Source organism: Micromonospora trifolii, from assembly GCF_022229005.1.
Taxonomy (GTDB): Bacteria; Actinomycetota; Actinomycetes; order Mycobacteriales; family Micromonosporaceae; genus Micromonospora; species Micromonospora trifolii.
Genome location: NZ_JAKKFD010000012.1, coordinates 1 through 15,627 on the forward strand (window position 1 = coordinate 1; position 15,627 = coordinate 15,627).

Annotated in this window: 15 protein-coding genes; 6 read left to right on the forward strand and 9 right to left on the reverse strand. The window is 69.9% G+C overall.

The genetic code is table 11. The annotated features are described in order from the left end of the window. On the reverse strand, positions 1–1,653 hold a 1,653-nt coding region (locus tag NIE79_RS08770), incomplete at its 3' end, for a glycoside hydrolase family 10-like protein (RefSeq protein ID WP_238678073.1). Between the two features lie 202 nt (positions 1,654–1,855). Between NIE79_RS08770 and NIE79_RS08775 the strand changes: the two genes are divergently transcribed. Then, complete coding sequence (locus NIE79_RS08775) at positions 1,856–3,352, forward strand: amino acid permease (protein ID WP_238678074.1); 1,497 nt, start codon at positions 1,856–1,858, stop codon at positions 3,350–3,352. 49 nt (positions 3,353–3,401) lie between these two features. Here NIE79_RS08775 and NIE79_RS08780 read toward each other — a convergent pair whose 3' ends face one another. From NIE79_RS08780 to arfA, 5 genes are all read right to left on the reverse strand, one after another. Next, positions 3,402–4,430 (reverse strand): glycoside hydrolase family 43 protein, encoded by a 1,029-nt coding sequence (locus NIE79_RS08780; protein WP_238678075.1) that lies wholly within the window; start codon positions 4,428–4,430, stop codon positions 3,402–3,404. Beyond that, positions 4,427–5,284, reverse strand: coding sequence for a carbohydrate ABC transporter permease (locus tag NIE79_RS08785; RefSeq protein ID WP_238678076.1), 858 nt, complete (start codon positions 5,282–5,284; stop codon positions 4,427–4,429). The genes NIE79_RS08780 and NIE79_RS08785 overlap by 4 nt, the downstream gene beginning before the upstream one ends. 10 nt (positions 5,285–5,294) lie before the next feature. Further along, positions 5,295–6,260, reverse strand: a complete 966-nt coding sequence (locus tag NIE79_RS33980) for a carbohydrate ABC transporter permease (protein WP_238657207.1) — start codon at positions 6,258–6,260, stop codon at positions 5,295–5,297. 6 nt (positions 6,261–6,266) lie between these two features. Next, a complete protein-coding gene (locus tag NIE79_RS08795) occupies positions 6,267–7,598 on the reverse strand; it encodes an ABC transporter substrate-binding protein (RefSeq protein ID WP_238678077.1) in 1,332 nt (443 codons plus the stop codon). A gap of 61 nt (positions 7,599–7,659) precedes the next feature. Next, on the reverse strand, positions 7,660–9,174 hold the full coding sequence (gene arfA, locus NIE79_RS08800) for an arabinosylfuranosidase ArfA (RefSeq protein ID WP_238678078.1): 1,515 nt from the start codon (positions 9,172–9,174) through the stop codon (positions 7,660–7,662). A 146-nt stretch (positions 9,175–9,320) separates the two neighbouring features. On the opposite strand from arfA, the gene NIE79_RS08805 reads away from it, so the two are divergent. After that, a complete protein-coding gene (locus tag NIE79_RS08805) occupies positions 9,321–10,328 on the forward strand; it encodes a LacI family DNA-binding transcriptional regulator (protein WP_238678079.1) in 1,008 nt (335 codons plus the stop codon). Here NIE79_RS08805 and NIE79_RS08810 read toward each other — a convergent pair. The 3 genes from NIE79_RS08810 to NIE79_RS08820 all read right to left on the reverse strand — a co-directional run bounded on the left by NIE79_RS08810 (position 10,325) and on the right by NIE79_RS08820 (position 13,251). Next, entirely contained in the window at positions 10,325–11,050 is a 726-nt protein-coding gene (locus NIE79_RS08810; protein ID WP_238678080.1) for a methyltransferase domain-containing protein, read from the reverse strand. The two genes, NIE79_RS08805 and NIE79_RS08810, sit on opposite strands and share 4 nt — an antisense overlap. A gap of 216 nt (positions 11,051–11,266) precedes the next feature. Then, positions 11,267–11,575, reverse strand: coding sequence for a hypothetical protein (locus NIE79_RS08815; protein WP_124822832.1), 309 nt, complete (start codon positions 11,573–11,575; stop codon positions 11,267–11,269). A gap of 38 nt (positions 11,576–11,613) precedes the next feature. Next, positions 11,614–13,251, reverse strand: a complete 1,638-nt coding sequence (locus NIE79_RS08820) for an ABC-F family ATP-binding cassette domain-containing protein (RefSeq protein ID WP_238678081.1) — start codon at positions 13,249–13,251, stop codon at positions 11,614–11,616. 62 nt (positions 13,252–13,313) lie between these two features. Between NIE79_RS08820 and NIE79_RS08825 the strand changes: the two genes are divergently transcribed. The 4 genes from NIE79_RS08825 to NIE79_RS08840 all read left to right on the forward strand — a co-directional run bounded on the left by NIE79_RS08825 (position 13,314) and on the right by NIE79_RS08840 (position 15,621). After that, positions 13,314–14,084, forward strand: coding sequence for an ROK family protein (locus tag NIE79_RS08825; protein ID WP_238678082.1), 771 nt, complete (start codon positions 13,314–13,316; stop codon positions 14,082–14,084). A gap of 119 nt (positions 14,085–14,203) precedes the next feature. Then, positions 14,204–14,572 carry a tetratricopeptide repeat protein gene (locus tag NIE79_RS08830; protein WP_112584722.1) on the forward strand — a complete coding sequence of 123 codons (369 nt, stop codon included), beginning with the start codon at positions 14,204–14,206 and terminating at the stop codon, positions 14,570–14,572. A gap of 121 nt (positions 14,573–14,693) precedes the next feature. Continuing rightward, entirely contained in the window at positions 14,694–14,948 is a 255-nt protein-coding gene (locus NIE79_RS08835; protein ID WP_007465523.1) for a Smr/MutS family protein, read from the forward strand. A gap of 58 nt (positions 14,949–15,006) precedes the next feature. Further along, positions 15,007–15,621: a nucleoside/nucleotide kinase family protein gene (locus NIE79_RS08840; RefSeq protein ID WP_238678083.1), complete on the forward strand. Its 615-nt coding sequence runs from the start codon at positions 15,007–15,009 to the stop codon at positions 15,619–15,621. Positions 15,622–15,627 lie beyond the last annotated feature (6 nt).

Below are 15,627 nucleotides of genomic sequence, written 5' to 3' on the forward strand. Positions count from 1 at the left end.
GACGAATGCCGGCGGGCTCGAAGGGCTCTCGTTGGCCGACCGGTCCAGGGCGGTCAGCTGGTAGGTGTAGCGCCGGCCCGGCTCGGCCGAGGCGTCCACCCAGGACTGGACGTTGCCGGGCGTGGCCCGGACGGTGTCGACCAGATGCGCGGCGTCGGCCGTGGCGCACCGGCCGGGCAGCGTGGTGCCGTCGAACCGGTAGATCGCGTACGAGGTGGCGGTGCCGAGCGGACCGACGCCGTCGGCGGGCTGCCGCCAGGTGAGCCGGACCCCGTCGGCTTGCCGGGTCGCCTTGCTGACCACCGGGAAGAGCAGCGGCCGGGCCGGCAGGTGAGGCATGGCCGGCACCAGCGCCGGGCGTGAGTAGTGCTCGCCCGCGTAGATGTCGGTGGCACCGAGGCGGTTGGCCCGCACCTGCACCGCGGAGAAGTGCACGTTGCCCTGCACCTCCGGGTACGACCGGTTGAGCGTCAGGTGGTCGGACAGCTCACGCGGGTTCTGCCAGTACGGCCCGTACGCCGGGTCGCCGCTCTTGTAGTCGGCCTGGCCGATGTAGAGCTGCACGCGGGTGCCGCGCACCGTCTCGGCCCACCACGGCACGAGGCGCGCGTAGTCGGCGGCCGGGTACTGGCCGATGTACCAGTAGAGCTGGGGCACCACGTAGTCGATCCACTCCTGCTTGATCCACTTGCGGGTGTCGGCGGAGATGATGTCGTACGACTGGCTGCCTGTGGTGTCCGAGCCGAGCGGGTCGACGGTCTTGTTGCGCCAGATGCCGAACGGGCTGACGCCGAACTTCACCCACGGCTTCGCCGCCTTGATCTTGCCGTTCATCTCCTGGATCAGCAGGTTGATGTTGTCCCGCCGCCAGTCGGCCCGGTCGGTGAAGCCCCGGTTGTGCGCCGCGAAGGTCGCGTCGTCCGGCACCTGGTACGTACCGCTGGGGTAGGGGTAGAAGTAGTCGTCGAAGTGGACGCCGTCGATGTCGTACCGCTGGACGGCGTCCATCATGGCGGTCTGGACGAACTCGCGGACCTCGGGAATGCCGGGGTTGTAGTAGAGCCGGCTGCCGGCCACGCCGGCCGGCGGGTAGGCGAAGGTCCAGTCGGGGTGCTGCTGGGCCGGGTGGCCGGGGGCGAGCTGGGTCAGGTCCGCGCCGGCGCCGCCGGGGGCGGGCATGGAGACGCGGTACGGGTTGAACCAGGCGTGGAACTCCAGGTTCCGCTTGTGCGACTCGTCGACCAGGAAGGCCAGTGGGTCCCAGCCCGGGTCCTGGCCGCGTACCCCGGTCAGGTACTCCGACCAGGGCTCGTACGGTGAGGGCCAGAGCGCGTCGGCGGTGGGCCGGACCTGCACCACGACGGCGTTGTGGTGCAGTCGCTCGGCCAGGTCGAGCAGTTCGCGGTACTCGGCCTGCTGGGCCGCGATCCGGTCCGGGTTGGTCTGGGACGCCTTGCTGGGCCAGTCGATGTTGACCACGGACGAGATCCACATGGCCCGGAACTGCCGCTTCGGGGTGGCCGGGTCCGTGCCACAGGTGGCAGTGGTGGTGGTGTCGGCCGCGCTGGGTGCGGCGCTCGCGGGGGTTGCGCTGACGAACGCGCCGAGCAGGGCTGCGACCAGCCCGGCGACTCCGAGTCGGGTGGCTTTCATGCGGTGTGTCCCTTCGTTGGGGCTCCCGGATGGTTCGCGCGGTGGGCGGCAAGATTCGCCGTCGATGTCCGCGTTGCTGGTAGGAAATTTTCACAATCTGGCCGTCGCCGCAAGAGTTCGTGGTTGACCAATCGCGCCGCTGGGTAGCAACGCCGGTCACCGGCCGCCACGGAGGTGGTCGCACGGTGGGAGGGGTGACCGGGTGTCCGTGCTGCGCACAAAACCAATCAAGGACGTGATAGCCCAAGGTGAGGCGGACGGCAGCGACGGCCAGCTGGGGCTGAAGAGGCGGCTCGGCGCTGTCGACCTCACCGGCTTCGGCATCGGCATCGTGATCGGCACCGGCATCTTCACCCTCACCGGGATCGAGGCCCGGGACAGCGCCGGGCCCGGCGTGGTGATTTCCTTCGCCATCGCCGGCGTGGTCGCCCTGCTGGCCGCCCTCTGCTACGCCGAGCTGGCCTCCAGCGTGCCGACCGCCGGCAGCGCCTACACCTACGCGTACGCCACGATGGGCGAGATCGTCGCCTGGATCATCGGCTGGGACCTGCTGCTGGAGTTCGCGCTCGGCGCCGCCGTGGTGGCCCGAGGCTGGTCCGGCTACCTCGCCGAACTGCTCGACCTGCCGACCCGCTGGTTCGGCGAGGAGGGCAGCACTGTCAACGTGGGCGCCATCGCCATCGTGCTGATCCTCGGTGTCGTGGCGATCGTCGGTATCCGGGAATCCGCCCGGATCACCAACCTGCTGGTGCTGGTCAAGGTGGCCATCTGCGTCTTCGTGGTGGTCGCCGGGCTGTTCTTCGTCAAGGCCGCCAACCTCACCCCGTTCATCCCGCCGGCCGAGCCCGCCGGGAGCGGCGACGACGGCATCAAGCAGCCGGTCACGCAGGCGCTCTTCGGGCTGGAGCCTTCGGTATTCGGCTTCGTGGGGGTGCTCAGCGCCGCCGCCGTGGTCTTCTTCGCGTACACCGGCTTCGAGGCCGTGGCCAACCTGGGTGAGGAGACGAAGAAGCCCAAGCGGGACCTCACCCTGGGTCTGCTCGGCACGCTGCTGATCTCCACGGTGCTCTACATCGGTGTCTCGCTGGTGGTGGTCGGGATGGTGCCGTACACCGAGATCGACCGGGGCGCCCCGATCGCGTCGGCCTTCGAGTCGGTCGGCGCGGGCTGGGCGGCCGTGCTGGTCTCCATCGCCGCGGTCGCGGGCCTGACCAGCGTCATCCTGGTCGACCTGGTGGCGATGGGCCGGATCGGCTTCGCCATCGCCCGGGACGGGCTTATCCCGCCCTCGATCGCGAAGGTGCACCCGCGCTGGGGTACCCCGTACCGGATCTCGGCGATCATGACGGTGGCGGTCGCGCTGCTGGCCGGCTTCCTGCCGCTGTCCGCGCTGGCCGACCTGGTCAGCATCGGTGCGCTCTGCGCGTTCGTCCTGGTGTCGGTGGCGGTGCCGATCCTGCGTCGCAAGCGGCCCGACCTGGAGCGGCCGTTCCGGGTGCCGTTCTCACCGGTGCTGCCGATCGTCTCGGCGCTGGCCTGCTTCTACCTGATGCTCAACCTGTCGGTGGAGACCTGGCTGCGGTTTCTGGCCTGGATGCTGCTCGGCGCGGTCATCTACTTCGGCTACGGCCACCGCCGCAACCGGCTGGCCCAGCACGAGCCGGCGGTTGCCCCGGCCCCGCGCGAGCCGACCGCCTGACCGACACGTGCGGAAGGGCCCAACCTCGGGGCCCTTCCGCACTACCAGTTCAGGGCCGCGGTTGCGGTGCGGCCGTCGGGCCCTTGAGGACCGGCTTGCCGTCGACCCAGGTCACCTCGTCGAGCCACACCTGCCGACCCGGGTCGGTGCTGCCCTCCTGGCCGGGCGGCCAGGCGTGGTACAGCAGCCAGGTCCGTCCGTCCTTGACCACCATCGACGCGTGGCCGGGGCCCGAGGCGGCCTCGTTGCCCTTCAGGATCGGGTTCTCGCCTGCCTTCACACACGGGCCGGTCGGGCTCTCGCAGACCGCGTAGCCCTCGGCGTACTCCGCCCGGTCGTACGCGTTGGCGGCGAAGAAGAGCAGCAGCCGACCGTCCTGACTGTGGAAGAACGGCCCCTCGATCAGGGTGCCCTCCCACGGCTCGGTCTGCTTCAGCAGCTTCGTCGGCTCGCCGATGAGGGTCAGGCCGTCGTCGGCGAGGCGCTGCGACCAGAGCCAGGTGTCCACCCCGATTGCGTTGCCGTCGTTCTTCCACAGCAACCACAGGCTGCCGTCGGTGTCCCGGTACGGGCTGGCGTCGATCGCCCCGCCCAGGTCGGCCTGGCAGATCAGCGGGCCGGCCGCATCGTCGGAGTACGGCCCCTGCGGCGCGCTGGCCACCGCCCGCCCGACGCACTGCCGCCCGGACTTCCGGCCGGCGACCGTGTAGTAGAGCAGGAACCTGTCCGGGGCGAGCTGGATCGCCTCGGGCGCCCAGGTCTTGCCGGCGTCCGCCCAGTCCGGCAGCGTCGGCAGGGCGTCCCCGACCTCGGCCCAGTCGACCAGGTCGGTCGAGGTGAGCACCGGGACGTTGCGGCCGCCGGAGTTGGTGTGGAACAGGTACCAGGTGTCGCCCACCTGGATCGCCTGGGGGTCTGGGGCATCGGTCTTCACGACAGGGTTGGTGAACACGCTGGAGTCGCTCCCGCTGCTCGTTGTGGGGGTGGGTGCGGTGTCGTCGGAGCAGCCCGCAACGAGCAACGCGGCGGCGAGAACGATCGCCGCCGCGTCACGTCGCCGGGCGGTCGTACGCGTCATCCCTTCAGACCGCTGCGGGAGACACCCTGGATGATGTGCCGCTGGGCCAGCACGAAGAGGATCAGCACCGGCAGACTGGCCAGCACCGCGCCCGCCATGATCACCGGGTAGTCGGTGACGTACGAGCCCTGGAGCAGGCCCAGGCCCGGCGGCAGGGTGAGCTGCTCCGGGCTGAACAGCACGAAGATCGGCCAGAGGAAGTCGTTCCAGTTGGTGAGGAACGACAGCACGGCCAGGGTGGCCAGCGCCGGCCTGGACAACGGCAGCACCACCTTGTAGAAGATCTGCCACTGGTTGGCGCCGTCGAGCGTGGCGGCCTCTTCCAGCTCGTTCGGGAGCGAGAGGAAGAATTGCCGCAGGAAGAACACGCCGAACGCGCTGGCCGCGCCGGGCACCACGACCACGGTGAGGGTGTCGATCCAGTTGAGCTGGTCGACGATCAGGAAGTTCGGAATGATCAGCGAGGTCGGCGGGATGAACAGCGTCCCGACGATCAGTGCGAAGGTCACCCCGCGCCCCCGGAACTTCAACCGGGCCAGGGAGTACGCGGCCATCGAGGCGGTCACCAGCACCAACGCCGAGTGCAGCGTGGCGGCCAGCATGCTGTTGAGGAACCAGCGCAGCACCGGGTTGGCCGAGTTGTTGAGGATCTGTTCGTAGCCGTAACCGGCCAGCGGGTTCGGCAGCCAGCTCGGTGGGATCTGCTGGGCGGCGGTGTAGGTCTTCAGCGAGGTGATGACCATCCACACCAGCGGGACCAGGAAGATCAGGGCCAGGGCGACCAGAGTGGCGTAGAGCCCGACCCGGCGCAGCCCCGGTGCGGAGCCGTCGGTGGTCGGCGTGGGCGTCGTCATGGCGGTCCCCTCAGTCTTCCTTGTAGCGGAAGAGGCGGAAGTTGGCGATGCTCACGACCGCCAGCAGCAGGGCGAACACGATGCTCATCGCGGCGGCACGACCGGCGTTGTTGTTCCGCAGGCCCTCCTCGACGATGAACCACACCACAGTGCGGGTCTCCGTGCCGGGTGTGCCCTGGGTGATCAGGAACGACTGGCCGAACATGTTCGCCGAGGCGAGCACGGTCGTCGTGATCACGAAGAGCAGCACCGGGCGCAGCCCGGGCAGCGTGACGTTCCGGAACCGCTGCCACGCGTTCGCGCCGTCCATGCGGGCCGCCTCGTACAGCTCCGGCGAGATGTCCTGGAGGCCGGCCAGGTAGATCACCGCGTTGAAGCCGGAGGTCCACCAGACGGTCACCCCGACCAGCGAGATCCACGCCCACGGCATGTTCGTCACCCAGGGGGTGTCCGACGGCAACCCGACCGCGCCGAGGAGCCGGTTGACCAGGCCCAGGTTGGCGTCGAGCAGGAATCGCCAGAGCAGGCCGATCACCGCGACACCCAGCACGTACGGCGCGAAGTAGATCGCCCGGAAGAACGTCCGGCCCGGGAAGGAGCGGTTGAGTAGCAGTGCCAACCCCAGCGGTACGACCACCAGCAGCGGCACCGACAGCACCGTGAAGATCGCGGTGGCCCGGATGCTCTGCCACCAGTCGCCGTAGACGGCGGAGTCGCTGGAGAAGAGCTGCTTGTAGTTGTCGAACCCGACGAACGGACGGTTGGGCAGCTGGAAGTCCCACTGGTGCACGCTCAGCCAGAGGCCGAGGATGATCGGCAGCAGGCCGAACACCCCGAACAGGACCAGGTAGGGGGCGAGGAACAGATACGGCGTCGCCCGTCTGGTCCGACCCGCCGAGGCGGCCCGGCGGGCTGCGTTGGCCGCCGGGGGCGGCGCGTCACCGCGCGCCGCCCCGACCTCGATCACGTCCGCCACGGGGTATCAGCTCCCGTACTTCTTGCGGTTGTCCTCGAGCTGCTTGTTGGCCTTGGCCACACCGTCGTCCAGCGCCTGCTTGGGCGACTTCTTGCCCAGCGCGGCCTCGTTGAAGGAGTTGTAGAAGGTGGTCATGACCTCGCCCAGACCCGGGGCCGCAGGCGGGAACGCCGCGTACTCCAGCTCGGGGGCGAGCGACGAGATCTCCGGCAGCGCCTTGAACTCGGCGCCCTCGCGGACGGCCTTACGGGCCGGCACCTGGCCGCCCTTCGCCCAGTCCAGTGAGTGCTCGCTGAGCCAGTTGATGAAGACCTTGGCGCCGGAGACCTTGTTGGCGTCGTTGGCCCGCTGCTTGACGATGGTGAAGTTGTGCGAGTTGGCCCACGCGGCCGGCTTGCTGCCGATCTGCGGGAGCGGAGCGACGCCCCACTGCACCTCGGGGCTCTTCTTCAGATCGTTGATCTGCCAGATGCCGTTCCAGGTGAAGGCGTTCTTGCCGCTCTTGAACGACAGGTAGTCGGCGTCCTGACCGACGTTGGCCGGCGAGAAGCCCTGCTTGATCATGTCGACCAGCCACGTGCACGCCTCGACCGCCGGGTCCGAGTTGAAGGTGGCCTTGGCCACGTCCGCGTCGAACAGGGTGGCGCCCCACTGGTTGAGCAGCGAGTAGAAGGTCATGCCGCCGGTGAACTGGAACGGGCTGACCCAGAAGCCCTGGACGCCGGCCTTCTTCAGCTCGGTCAGCGCGGCGACGTAGTCGTCCTTGGTCGTCGGCGGCTTGTTCGGGTCCAGGCCGGCCTTCTGCATGACGGTCTTGTTGTAGTAGAAGCCCAACGGGTGCATGTCCAGCGGAATGCCGTACCGCTTGTTGTTGTAGAGCCCGCCCTTCCACACAGTGGGGGCGAAGTCGCCCTCGGCGAGCTCCAGGTTCTTGGCCACGTCGTCCAGCTCGGTGATCACGCCGCGGGCGGCGAAGGTGGCGAGCTGGTCCATGTGCATGACGGCGATGTCCGGGCCGTTGCCGCTGGAGGCCGCGCCGGGGAGCTTGTTGTAGTAGTCCTCCCACTGGTACGTGGCCACCGACACGGCGATGTTCTTGTGCTCGGTGTTGAACTGGTTCACCAGAGCCTTGAAGATCTCGCCGTCACCGCCGGTGAAGCCGTTCCACAGCTTCAGGTCCACCTTGGGGCCGGTGTACTCCTTGCCCCCGTTGCCCGCGGCGGGGCCGGAGGCGCTGTCATCGCCGCCACCGCAGCCCGCGAGGGTCAGCGAGGCTGCGGCGCCGAGTCCGAGACCGAGGCCGAGCAGGCGTCGCCGGCTCATGTCGTTCTGGATCATGCTTTATCTCTCCTTGAGGGGGAACGGAATGAATTGTGCCTGCTCAGAACCGGTGTGACACCTATGCGTTGGCCGGGCCGAAGCGGAGCACGCTCCAGGACACGGCGGGCAGGCGCACTGCGCACCTGCCGCCGTCGGGGGTGGGGGTGGGCAGGTCCCGCGGCGTCACCCGGTCGGGGTCGGCCTCGGTGTTCGTCGCCGTCGGGTCGGACCCCGCAGCGATGCTCTGGAAGGACAGGCCGGACATGCCCGGCAGGCCGCGCAGATCGATCTCCAGCGAGAGATCGGTGGAGTCCCGGTTGACCGCGAAGACGGTCAGCTCGCCGGTCTCCTCGTTGTGTACGGCGACGGTGTCGAGCACCGGCACGTCCCCGTACTTCTTCGTGTCGTAGCGCGGCGACACCGGGTCGGTGCGCAGCACGGTGCCCCGGGCGTACCGGGCGGTCAGCGCGAACGGGTGGAAGATGCTCTGCCGCCAGGCGGGGCCGCCGTTGCGGGTGCGGATCGGCGCGATCACGTTTGCCAGTTGCGCCTGGGCGGCCACGCCGACCCGGTCCGCGTGGCGCAGCAGGGTGATCAGCAGGTCGCCGACGACCACCGCGTCGACGGCGGTGAAGTCGTCCTCGATCAGCGCCGGAGCCTCGACCCAGCCGCGCCGGTCCAGGTCGGCCTGGAGGCGGGACTCGTACCAGACGTTCCACTCGTCGAAGGAGATCTTCAGCTTGCGCTTGTGCCGCTGCTTGGCGGCCACGTGGTCGGCGGTCGCGACGACCTCGGTGATGAAGTTGTCCATGTCGACGGCCGAGGCCAGGATGCTGGCCTGGTCGCCGTCGGACGGGTCGTAGTAGGTGTGCGCCGAGATGTAGTCGACGTGCTCGTAGGTGTGCTCCAGCACCGTCGCCTCCCAGGAGGCGAAGGTGGGCATCCGCCGGTTGGAGCTGCCGCAGGCGATCAGGCTGATCGATGGGTCGATCATCTTCATCGCGCGGGCGGCCTCGGCGGCGACCCGGCCGTACTCGTCGGCGGTCTTGTGGCCGACCTGCCACGGGCCGTCCATCTCGTTGCCCAGGCACCACAGTCGCACCCCGTACGGGTCCTCGGCACCGTGCTTGCGCCGCAGGTCGGAGAGCTCGGTGCCGCCCGGGTGGTTGGCGTACTCCAGCAGGTCCAGCGCCTCCTGGACACCCCGCGTGCCGAGGTTGACCGCCATCATCGGCTCGACATCGGCCTCGGCGGCCCATGTCATGAACTCATCCAGCCCGAACGCGTTGGTCTCGATCGTCTTCCAGGCCAGGTCGAGCCGGCGGGGCCGGTTGCCGACCGGGCCGGTCCCGTCCTCCCATCGGTAGCCGGAGACGAAGTTGCCGCCCGGGTAGCGGACGACCGAGACGCCCAGCTCACGGGTCAGGTTCAACACGTCGCGGCGCAGGCCGCGGGAGTCGGCGGTGGGGTGGCCGGGCTCGTAGATGCCGCCGTAGACGCACCGCCCCATGTGCTCGACGAAGGAGCCGAAGAGGCGTCGGTCGGCCGGGCCGATGGAGAAGGCCGGGTCGATCGTCAGCTGCGCGGTCCGCAAGGGGGTGCCACCTTTCTTCGTGCCGATGCTCGGGTGAGCGCGGTCACCGTTCACCCGCTGTCCATCGTTTTACAACGTTGTAGGCAACGTTGTAAAGGGCTGCTGAGGCGGTAGGGTGCGGAGTGTTACACCGGGGAGGTTTCGGAGTGCGGCAAAGGCTCAAAGATGTGGCCGAACGGGCCGGGGTGTCGGTGAAGACCGTCTCCAACGTCGTCAACGGTTACGTGCACGTTCGTCCGGACACCCGCGCCCGGGTCGAAGAGGCGATCGCCGAGCTCAACTACCGGCCCAACCTCTCCGCCCGCCACCTCCGCAAGGGCCGCACCGGCGTGATCGCGTTGGCCGTCCCGGAACTGGACATCCCGTACTTCGCCGAACTGGCCCGCTACGTGGTCACCGCCGCCGCCGCCTACGGCTGGACGGTCCTGATCGACCAGACTGGCGGTCGGCGTGAGCAGGAACGGGTGGTCGCCTCCGGCATCACCGATCACCTGATCGACGGGCTCATCTTCAGCCCGTTGGCGCTCACCGCTGAGGACCTGGCCGGCCTGGACGGCACTCCCATGGTGCTGCTCGGCGAGCGGGTCGATCATGGCCCGGCGGATCGAGTGGTGATCGACAACGTGACAGCGGCCCGGGAGATCACCAGTCAACTGATCCAACTCGGCCATCGCCGGATCGCGGCCATCGGCTCGCAGCGCACCGACGAGGGCGCCAGCGCCCGGCTGCGCCTGGCCGGTTACCGCGACGCGCTGCTCGCCGCCGGGCTCGGCTACGACGAGACCCTGGTGGCGCCCGCGCCGGCCTGGCACCGCGCCGACGGCGCGGCCGCGATGCGCGGCCTGCTCACCTCCGGCGTACGCCTCGACGCCGTCTTCTGCTTCAACGACACGCTTGCCCTGGGTGCCCTGCGCGCTCTGCACGAGGCCGGCCTGCGGGTGCCGGAGGATGTGGCGGTGGTCGGCTTCGACGACATCGAGGACGGCCGCTTCTCGATTCCGACCCTGACCACCGTCGCCCCGGACAAGGAGCAGATCGCCCGCCTGGCCGTCGAACTGCTGGCCAACCGTCTGGACGGCGATCGCGCCGCCCCAGCCCGGGAACTCCGCGCCTCCTACCGTCTGGAACTCCGCGAGTCCACCCAGCCCCGCTAGTCGAAGAAACGGGCCAGGTGGGTCTGGGGCGCCGGGTCGGCGTCCGGGGGGAGGGGGGTCAGGTCGGCGAAGATCGAGGCGCCGTCGCAGCCCGCGTGCAGCGGGTACCAGCGCGGGGTGCCCGGTGGTCGGAGCTGGCAGATCCCCTTGAACGTCTGCACGTCCATCAGCCGGACGTGGGTTGGGTCGGCCACCGCGTTCACATGCCCCCACCAGGGGCTCATCACGTGCAGCACCCCACCGGGGCGGAGCACCCGATGACACTCGTCGACCAGCGGCAGGAAGTCGATCAGGTGCTCCAGGATGTGCACCGCGAAGAGGACGTCCACCGAGTTGTCGGCGAGCGGCAGCGAGCCGGACAGGTCCGCCACGGCATTCACGCCGGGCGCCGGGTAGATGTCCAGCCCCAGGTTGCTCGACCACTGCTTGGTCGGCCCACAACCGAGGTCCACCACCACTGGCGCCCGCCCGCCGATGCCGACGCGGCACCAGACGCCGTAGACACCGGCCAGTTGCCCCACCAGGTCCCGCACCAGCCGCAGCTGGGCGGGCTCGGCCACGTCGCCGCTCAGATGGGCCACCCCGCGGTCGAACCGCACCTCGACCGCCAGGTCCCGCAGTCGATCATCGTGGCGGACCTGGTCCGCCCATGCCTGCGCGAGGAAATCGTCTATCGCCCGCAGCCGGTCGGCCGAGGGCGGAGTCTGTGCCAAAGCGACCATTCGGGCCACCTCCCGCCGCGCGATACCCGCAATCGCGCCCGGTATGCCCCGCTCGTCCAGGTCCATCGCTCTGCTCGGGCGCGGCGGGCCGCGGGCGTGTCGCAGGATGCGGGGCAGGACCGCAATCGTCCTGATGCCACACAGGCATCACGATGACTCACCCGCATCACGCTCGAAGAGACACCGCTCCCCACGGCCGAGCCCCGAACGGGCAGGTCAGCCCGAGAGGGTGCGGCGGCCCCCGCGCATCCGCTGGCGGGGCGGCGGGTCGGCGGGCTTCGGCCGCTTGAGGTGGTAGCGGTGCAGTTCGTGGTTGCCGGGCAGGGACGGGTCCTCGCTCATCGCGACCAACTCCCAGCCCTGGTCACCGGCCCGGTTCAGGTGGGCCAGCGAGGTGTCGCCGTACGGCGTCACGTCGACCATCGAGCCGTCCGGGCCGTACCAGACGAAGACGACCTCCCAGCCGAGGTCGTTTGTCGCAGCCTGGCGGCGGCGGACCAGCAGGGCGTACTCCCACTTGAGCATGGCGTCATTCTCACCCCGCGCCGGCCCGCGGGCACGGATCAATCCTCGGCGATCCGCCCGGCGTCGACCCGCAGTCGCCTGTTGGTCTCGATGGCGGCCAGCATCCGCCGGTCGTGGGTGACCAGCAGCAGCGTTCCGGGGTAGCTGGCCAGCGCCGATTCGAGCTGCTCGATGGCGGGCAGGTCCAGGTGGTTGGTGGGCTCGTCCAGCACCAGCAGGTTGACCCCACGGCCCTGGAGCAGGGCCAGCGCGGCCCGGGTCCGCTCACCGGGGGAGAGGGTGGCCGCCGGTCGGGGCACGTGCGCCGCCCGCAGGCCGAACTTGGCCAGCAGGGTCCGCGCGTCCGCCGGCGACAGGTGGGGCACTGCCGCCTCGAACGCGTCGATCAGCGGTACGTCGCCGAGGAACAGCCCGCGGGCCTGGTCCACCTCCCCGACCACCACGCCCGGTCCGAGCGAGGCGGTGCCGGCGTCCAGCGGCAGCCGGCCCAGCAGCGCGGCCAACAGTGTGGACTTGCCCGAACCGTTCGCCCCGGTCACCGCGACCCGGTCCGCCCAGTCGATCTGGAGGTCGATCGGGCCGAGGGTGAAGCCACCACGGCGTACCACGGCTCCGCGCAGCGTGGCCCCGACGGCGCCGGCGCGGGGCGCGGCGGCGATCTCCATCCGCAGCTCCCACTCCTTGCGGGGCTCCTCGACCACGTCGAGCCGCTCGATCAGCCGTTCGGTCTGCTTGGCCTTGGCTGCCTGCTTCTCGCTGGACTCGCTGCGGAACTTGCGGCCGATCTTGTCGTTGTCGGTGGCCTTGCGGCGGGCGTTCCGCACGCCCTTCTCCATCCAGCCACGCTGCGTGCGGGCCCGAGCCTCCAACCCGGCCTTGGTGTCGGCGTACTCCTCGAAGTCCGCGCGGGCGTGCCGGCGGGCCACCTCGCGCTCCTCCAGGTAGGCCGCGTAGCCGCCGCCGTAGTGGTTCACCTGCTGCTGCGCCAGATCCAGCTCCACGACCCGGGTCACGGTGCGGGTGAGGAACTCCCGGTCGTGGCTGACCAGCACCGTGCCGGCCCGCAGACCGGTGACGAACTCCTCCAGCCGCTCCAACCCGGCCAGGTCCAGGTCATTTGTCGGCTCGTCGAGCAGGAACACGTCGTACCGGCTGAGCAGCAGCGACGCGAGCCCGGCCCGGGCCGCCTGACCGCCGGAGAGCCCAGTCGTCGGATGGTCCAGGTCGACAGCGAGCCCCAGGTCGGCGCTCACCTGCTCGGCGCGCTCGTCCAGGTCGGCGCCGCCCAGGGCGAGCCAACGCTCCAGCGCGTCGCCGTACGCGTCATCAGCACCCGCCGCCCCGGCGGTCAGCGCCTCGGTCGCCGCGTCCAACGCCGCCTGCGCGGCGGTCACCCCGGTCCGGCGGGCCAGGAAGTCCCGTACCGTCTCGCCCGGCCGCCGTTCCGGCTCCTGCGGCAGGTGTCCGACGCTCGCGGTGGGCGGGCTGAGCCGCACGCTGCCGGCCTCGACCGGCAACAACCCGGCGAGGGTACGCAGCAGCGTCGACTTGCCGGCCCCGTTCGGCCCGACCAGCCCGACCACGTCGCCGGGGGCGACCACCAGGTCCAATCCGGCGAAGAGCGGGCGGTCGCCGTGCCCGGCGGCCAGGTCCTTGACGATCATCGTGGCGCTCATCAGGACGGCAGCCTATCCGGCCGCCCGCATACGACCGGCTCCCAGCGGGCAGACTCAACGACGTGGTAACCACACTGGCGATCGACTGTGGCGGCGGGGGCATCAAGGCGTCCGTGCTCGACGAGGCGGGAACGATGCGGGCCCGGCCGTTGCGGGTGCCCACCCCGTACCCGTTGCCGCCCGCGTTGTTCGTCCGGACCCTTCGGGATCTCGGCGGGCGCCTACCGACGGCGGACCGGCTCACTGTCGGCGTACCCGGGATGATCCGGCACGGAGTGGTCGTGAGCACGCCGCACTACGTGACCCGCAACGGCCCCCGCAGCCGGGTCGACCCGGACCTGGTCGCCGAATGGTCCGGCTGGGACGCGCGCGGCGCGTTGGCCGACGCGTTCGGGGTGCCGGCGCTCGTGCTCAACGACGCCGAGGTGCACGGCGCCGGGGTGGTCGCCGGCACCGGCTGCGAGCTGGTGCTGACCCTGGGGACGGGGTTGGGCAGCGCGCTCTTCGACGGCGGGGTGCTCGCACCGCACCTGGAGCTGTCGCACGCGCCGGTGCGCTGGGGCACCACCTACGACACGTACGTCGGCGAGCCGGAACGGCGGCGGCTTGGCGACGCCTTCTGGTCTCGTCGGATCCGCCAGGTGGTGGACGGGCTCCGCCCGGTGTTCCGCTGGGACCGGCTCTACCTGGGCGGGGGCAACTCCCGGCTGATCCGGCCCGAGCAACTGGCCCGGATGGGCGACGACGTGGTGGTGGTGCCGAACACCGCCGGAATCGTCGGCGGTGTCCGCGCCTGGGAACTTTCCGCCGGACGCCGGGACGCCCGCACCTGACCCTTCGGCGGCCATCGGGGGCCCGAACTGACCTGATCTCGACCCCGGGAACAGTCGCCAAACGTCTGGTGTTGTGCCAGCGTCGGAACAGGTGACGGTGCGACCCGAGGAGGTGGCAGATGGATCTTCTGGCGGACTACCGGCGGGCGACCATGTTCTTCGAAACCGGTGACCCCAGCGGGGCAGCCCGACTGCTGGAGCCGATCATCGACGCCGAACCCGGCAACGCGGCGGTCCGGCAACTACTGGCCCGGGCGTACTTCCAGTCGGCCCAGCTCAACCGGGCCGAGGAGCATCTGCGCGAGCTGGTCGAGCGGGACCCGAGCGACCACTACGCGCACCACGTGCTCGGTCGGACGCTGGAGCGGCTGAACCGACACACCGACGCGCTGCGGCACCTGCGGATCGCCGCCGCGATGTACGCGGCCAACGACGACTACCGGACGGCGCTGGAGCGGGTGGAGACCCGACTGGGCGGCAGGCGCTGACCGTACGCAGTTCCATGACGGGGGCGGTCCTTCGGGGCCGCCCCTTCCGTCGCCCGGTTGGCGGGCCGGTGGGCGTGCCTAGGATGACGGACATGGGACCTGACCGGCCGGGGGCTGCGGCATGAAGCTCAAGCTGGACCTGCACGAGATCTTCAACAAGGGCCAGGACATCGACCGGGCGTTGCGCGGGATCATGGACGAGGCGGTGGCGAAGAAGGCCACCCTCGTCGAGATCATCCCCGGCAAGGGGTCCGGTCAGCTCAAGAAGCGGGTGCTGCGGTTCCTCGACCAGAAGGACGTCAAGCAGCTCTACCACCGGGTGGAAAAGGACTCGAAGAACTTCGGCCGCCTATTCGTCCACTTCCGCTGGAAATAGCAGCGCCTTGTCGATGCGTCTACATCCCGGTGAGACCGAAGCAGTCGGCTGGCGGCTGGTGACCCTGTCCGAAGCGGTCCGGCAGTTACGCGATGCATCACCGGATGTCACCGGACGCCCGCGGGTGATCGCGATCGATGGCCGAGGTGGTGCGGGTAAGACGACCTTGGCTGAGAGGCTGAGCAAGGTGGAGTCCAACTCCGCCATCGTGCACACCGACGACGTCGCCTGGAACCACGCCTATTTCGACTGGGGCGCCCTACTCGCCGAGAACATTTTGCAACCCCTGCACCGAGGGGCGTCGGTGAACTTCCGTCCCGATGCGTGGATCAGCCACGCCCGAGCCGGATCGATCACCATCCCTGCCGGCGCTGACTTCGTCTGGGTCGAGGGCACCGGCATCATTCGGAGCGAACTTGACCCGTGGTTGGACGCCTCGGTGTACATACAGGGCGATCGTGATGAACAAGAGCGCTTGCTGGTCGCTCGCGACGGTGACTCTGCCGAACAGCAGGAGCACGTGACGAACTGGCTGCGGGAGGAACTGCCCTTCATGCTGCGAGAACGACCGTGGTCCCGAGCCACGCTGATCGTCGCGGGCCCTTCGGAGATTGACCACGACCCGGACACCGAACTGGTCGTAGCCCCCGCCGGTCAGCCTCTAGCGCGCTAACTGGGA

What these genes read in the sequence shown, in the direction of transcription:
- NIE79_RS08785 (WP_238678076.1), bottom strand. Translation starts at nt 5,284, where the DNA reads ATGACGACGCCCACGCCGACCACCGACGGCTCCGCACCGGGGCTGCGC.
- NIE79_RS08830 (WP_112584722.1), top strand. Translation starts at nt 14,204, where the DNA reads ATGGATCTTCTGGCGGACTACCGGCGGGCGACCATGTTCTTCGAAACC.
- NIE79_RS08815 (WP_124822832.1), bottom strand. Translation starts at nt 11,575, where the DNA reads ATGCTCAAGTGGGAGTACGCCCTGCTGGTCCGCCGCCGCCAGGCTGCG.
- NIE79_RS08795 (WP_238678077.1), bottom strand. Translation starts at nt 7,598, where the DNA reads ATGATCCAGAACGACATGAGCCGGCGACGCCTGCTCGGCCTCGGTCTC.
- NIE79_RS08820 (WP_238678081.1), bottom strand. Translation starts at nt 13,251, where the DNA reads ATGAGCGCCACGATGATCGTCAAGGACCTGGCCGCCGGGCACGGCGAC.
- NIE79_RS08835 (WP_007465523.1), top strand. Translation starts at nt 14,694, where the DNA reads ATGAAGCTCAAGCTGGACCTGCACGAGATCTTCAACAAGGGCCAGGAC.
- NIE79_RS08810 (WP_238678080.1), bottom strand. Translation starts at nt 11,050, where the DNA reads ATGGTCGCTTTGGCACAGACTCCGCCCTCGGCCGACCGGCTGCGGGCG.
- NIE79_RS08780 (WP_238678075.1), bottom strand. Translation starts at nt 4,430, where the DNA reads ATGACGCGTACGACCGCCCGGCGACGTGACGCGGCGGCGATCGTTCTC.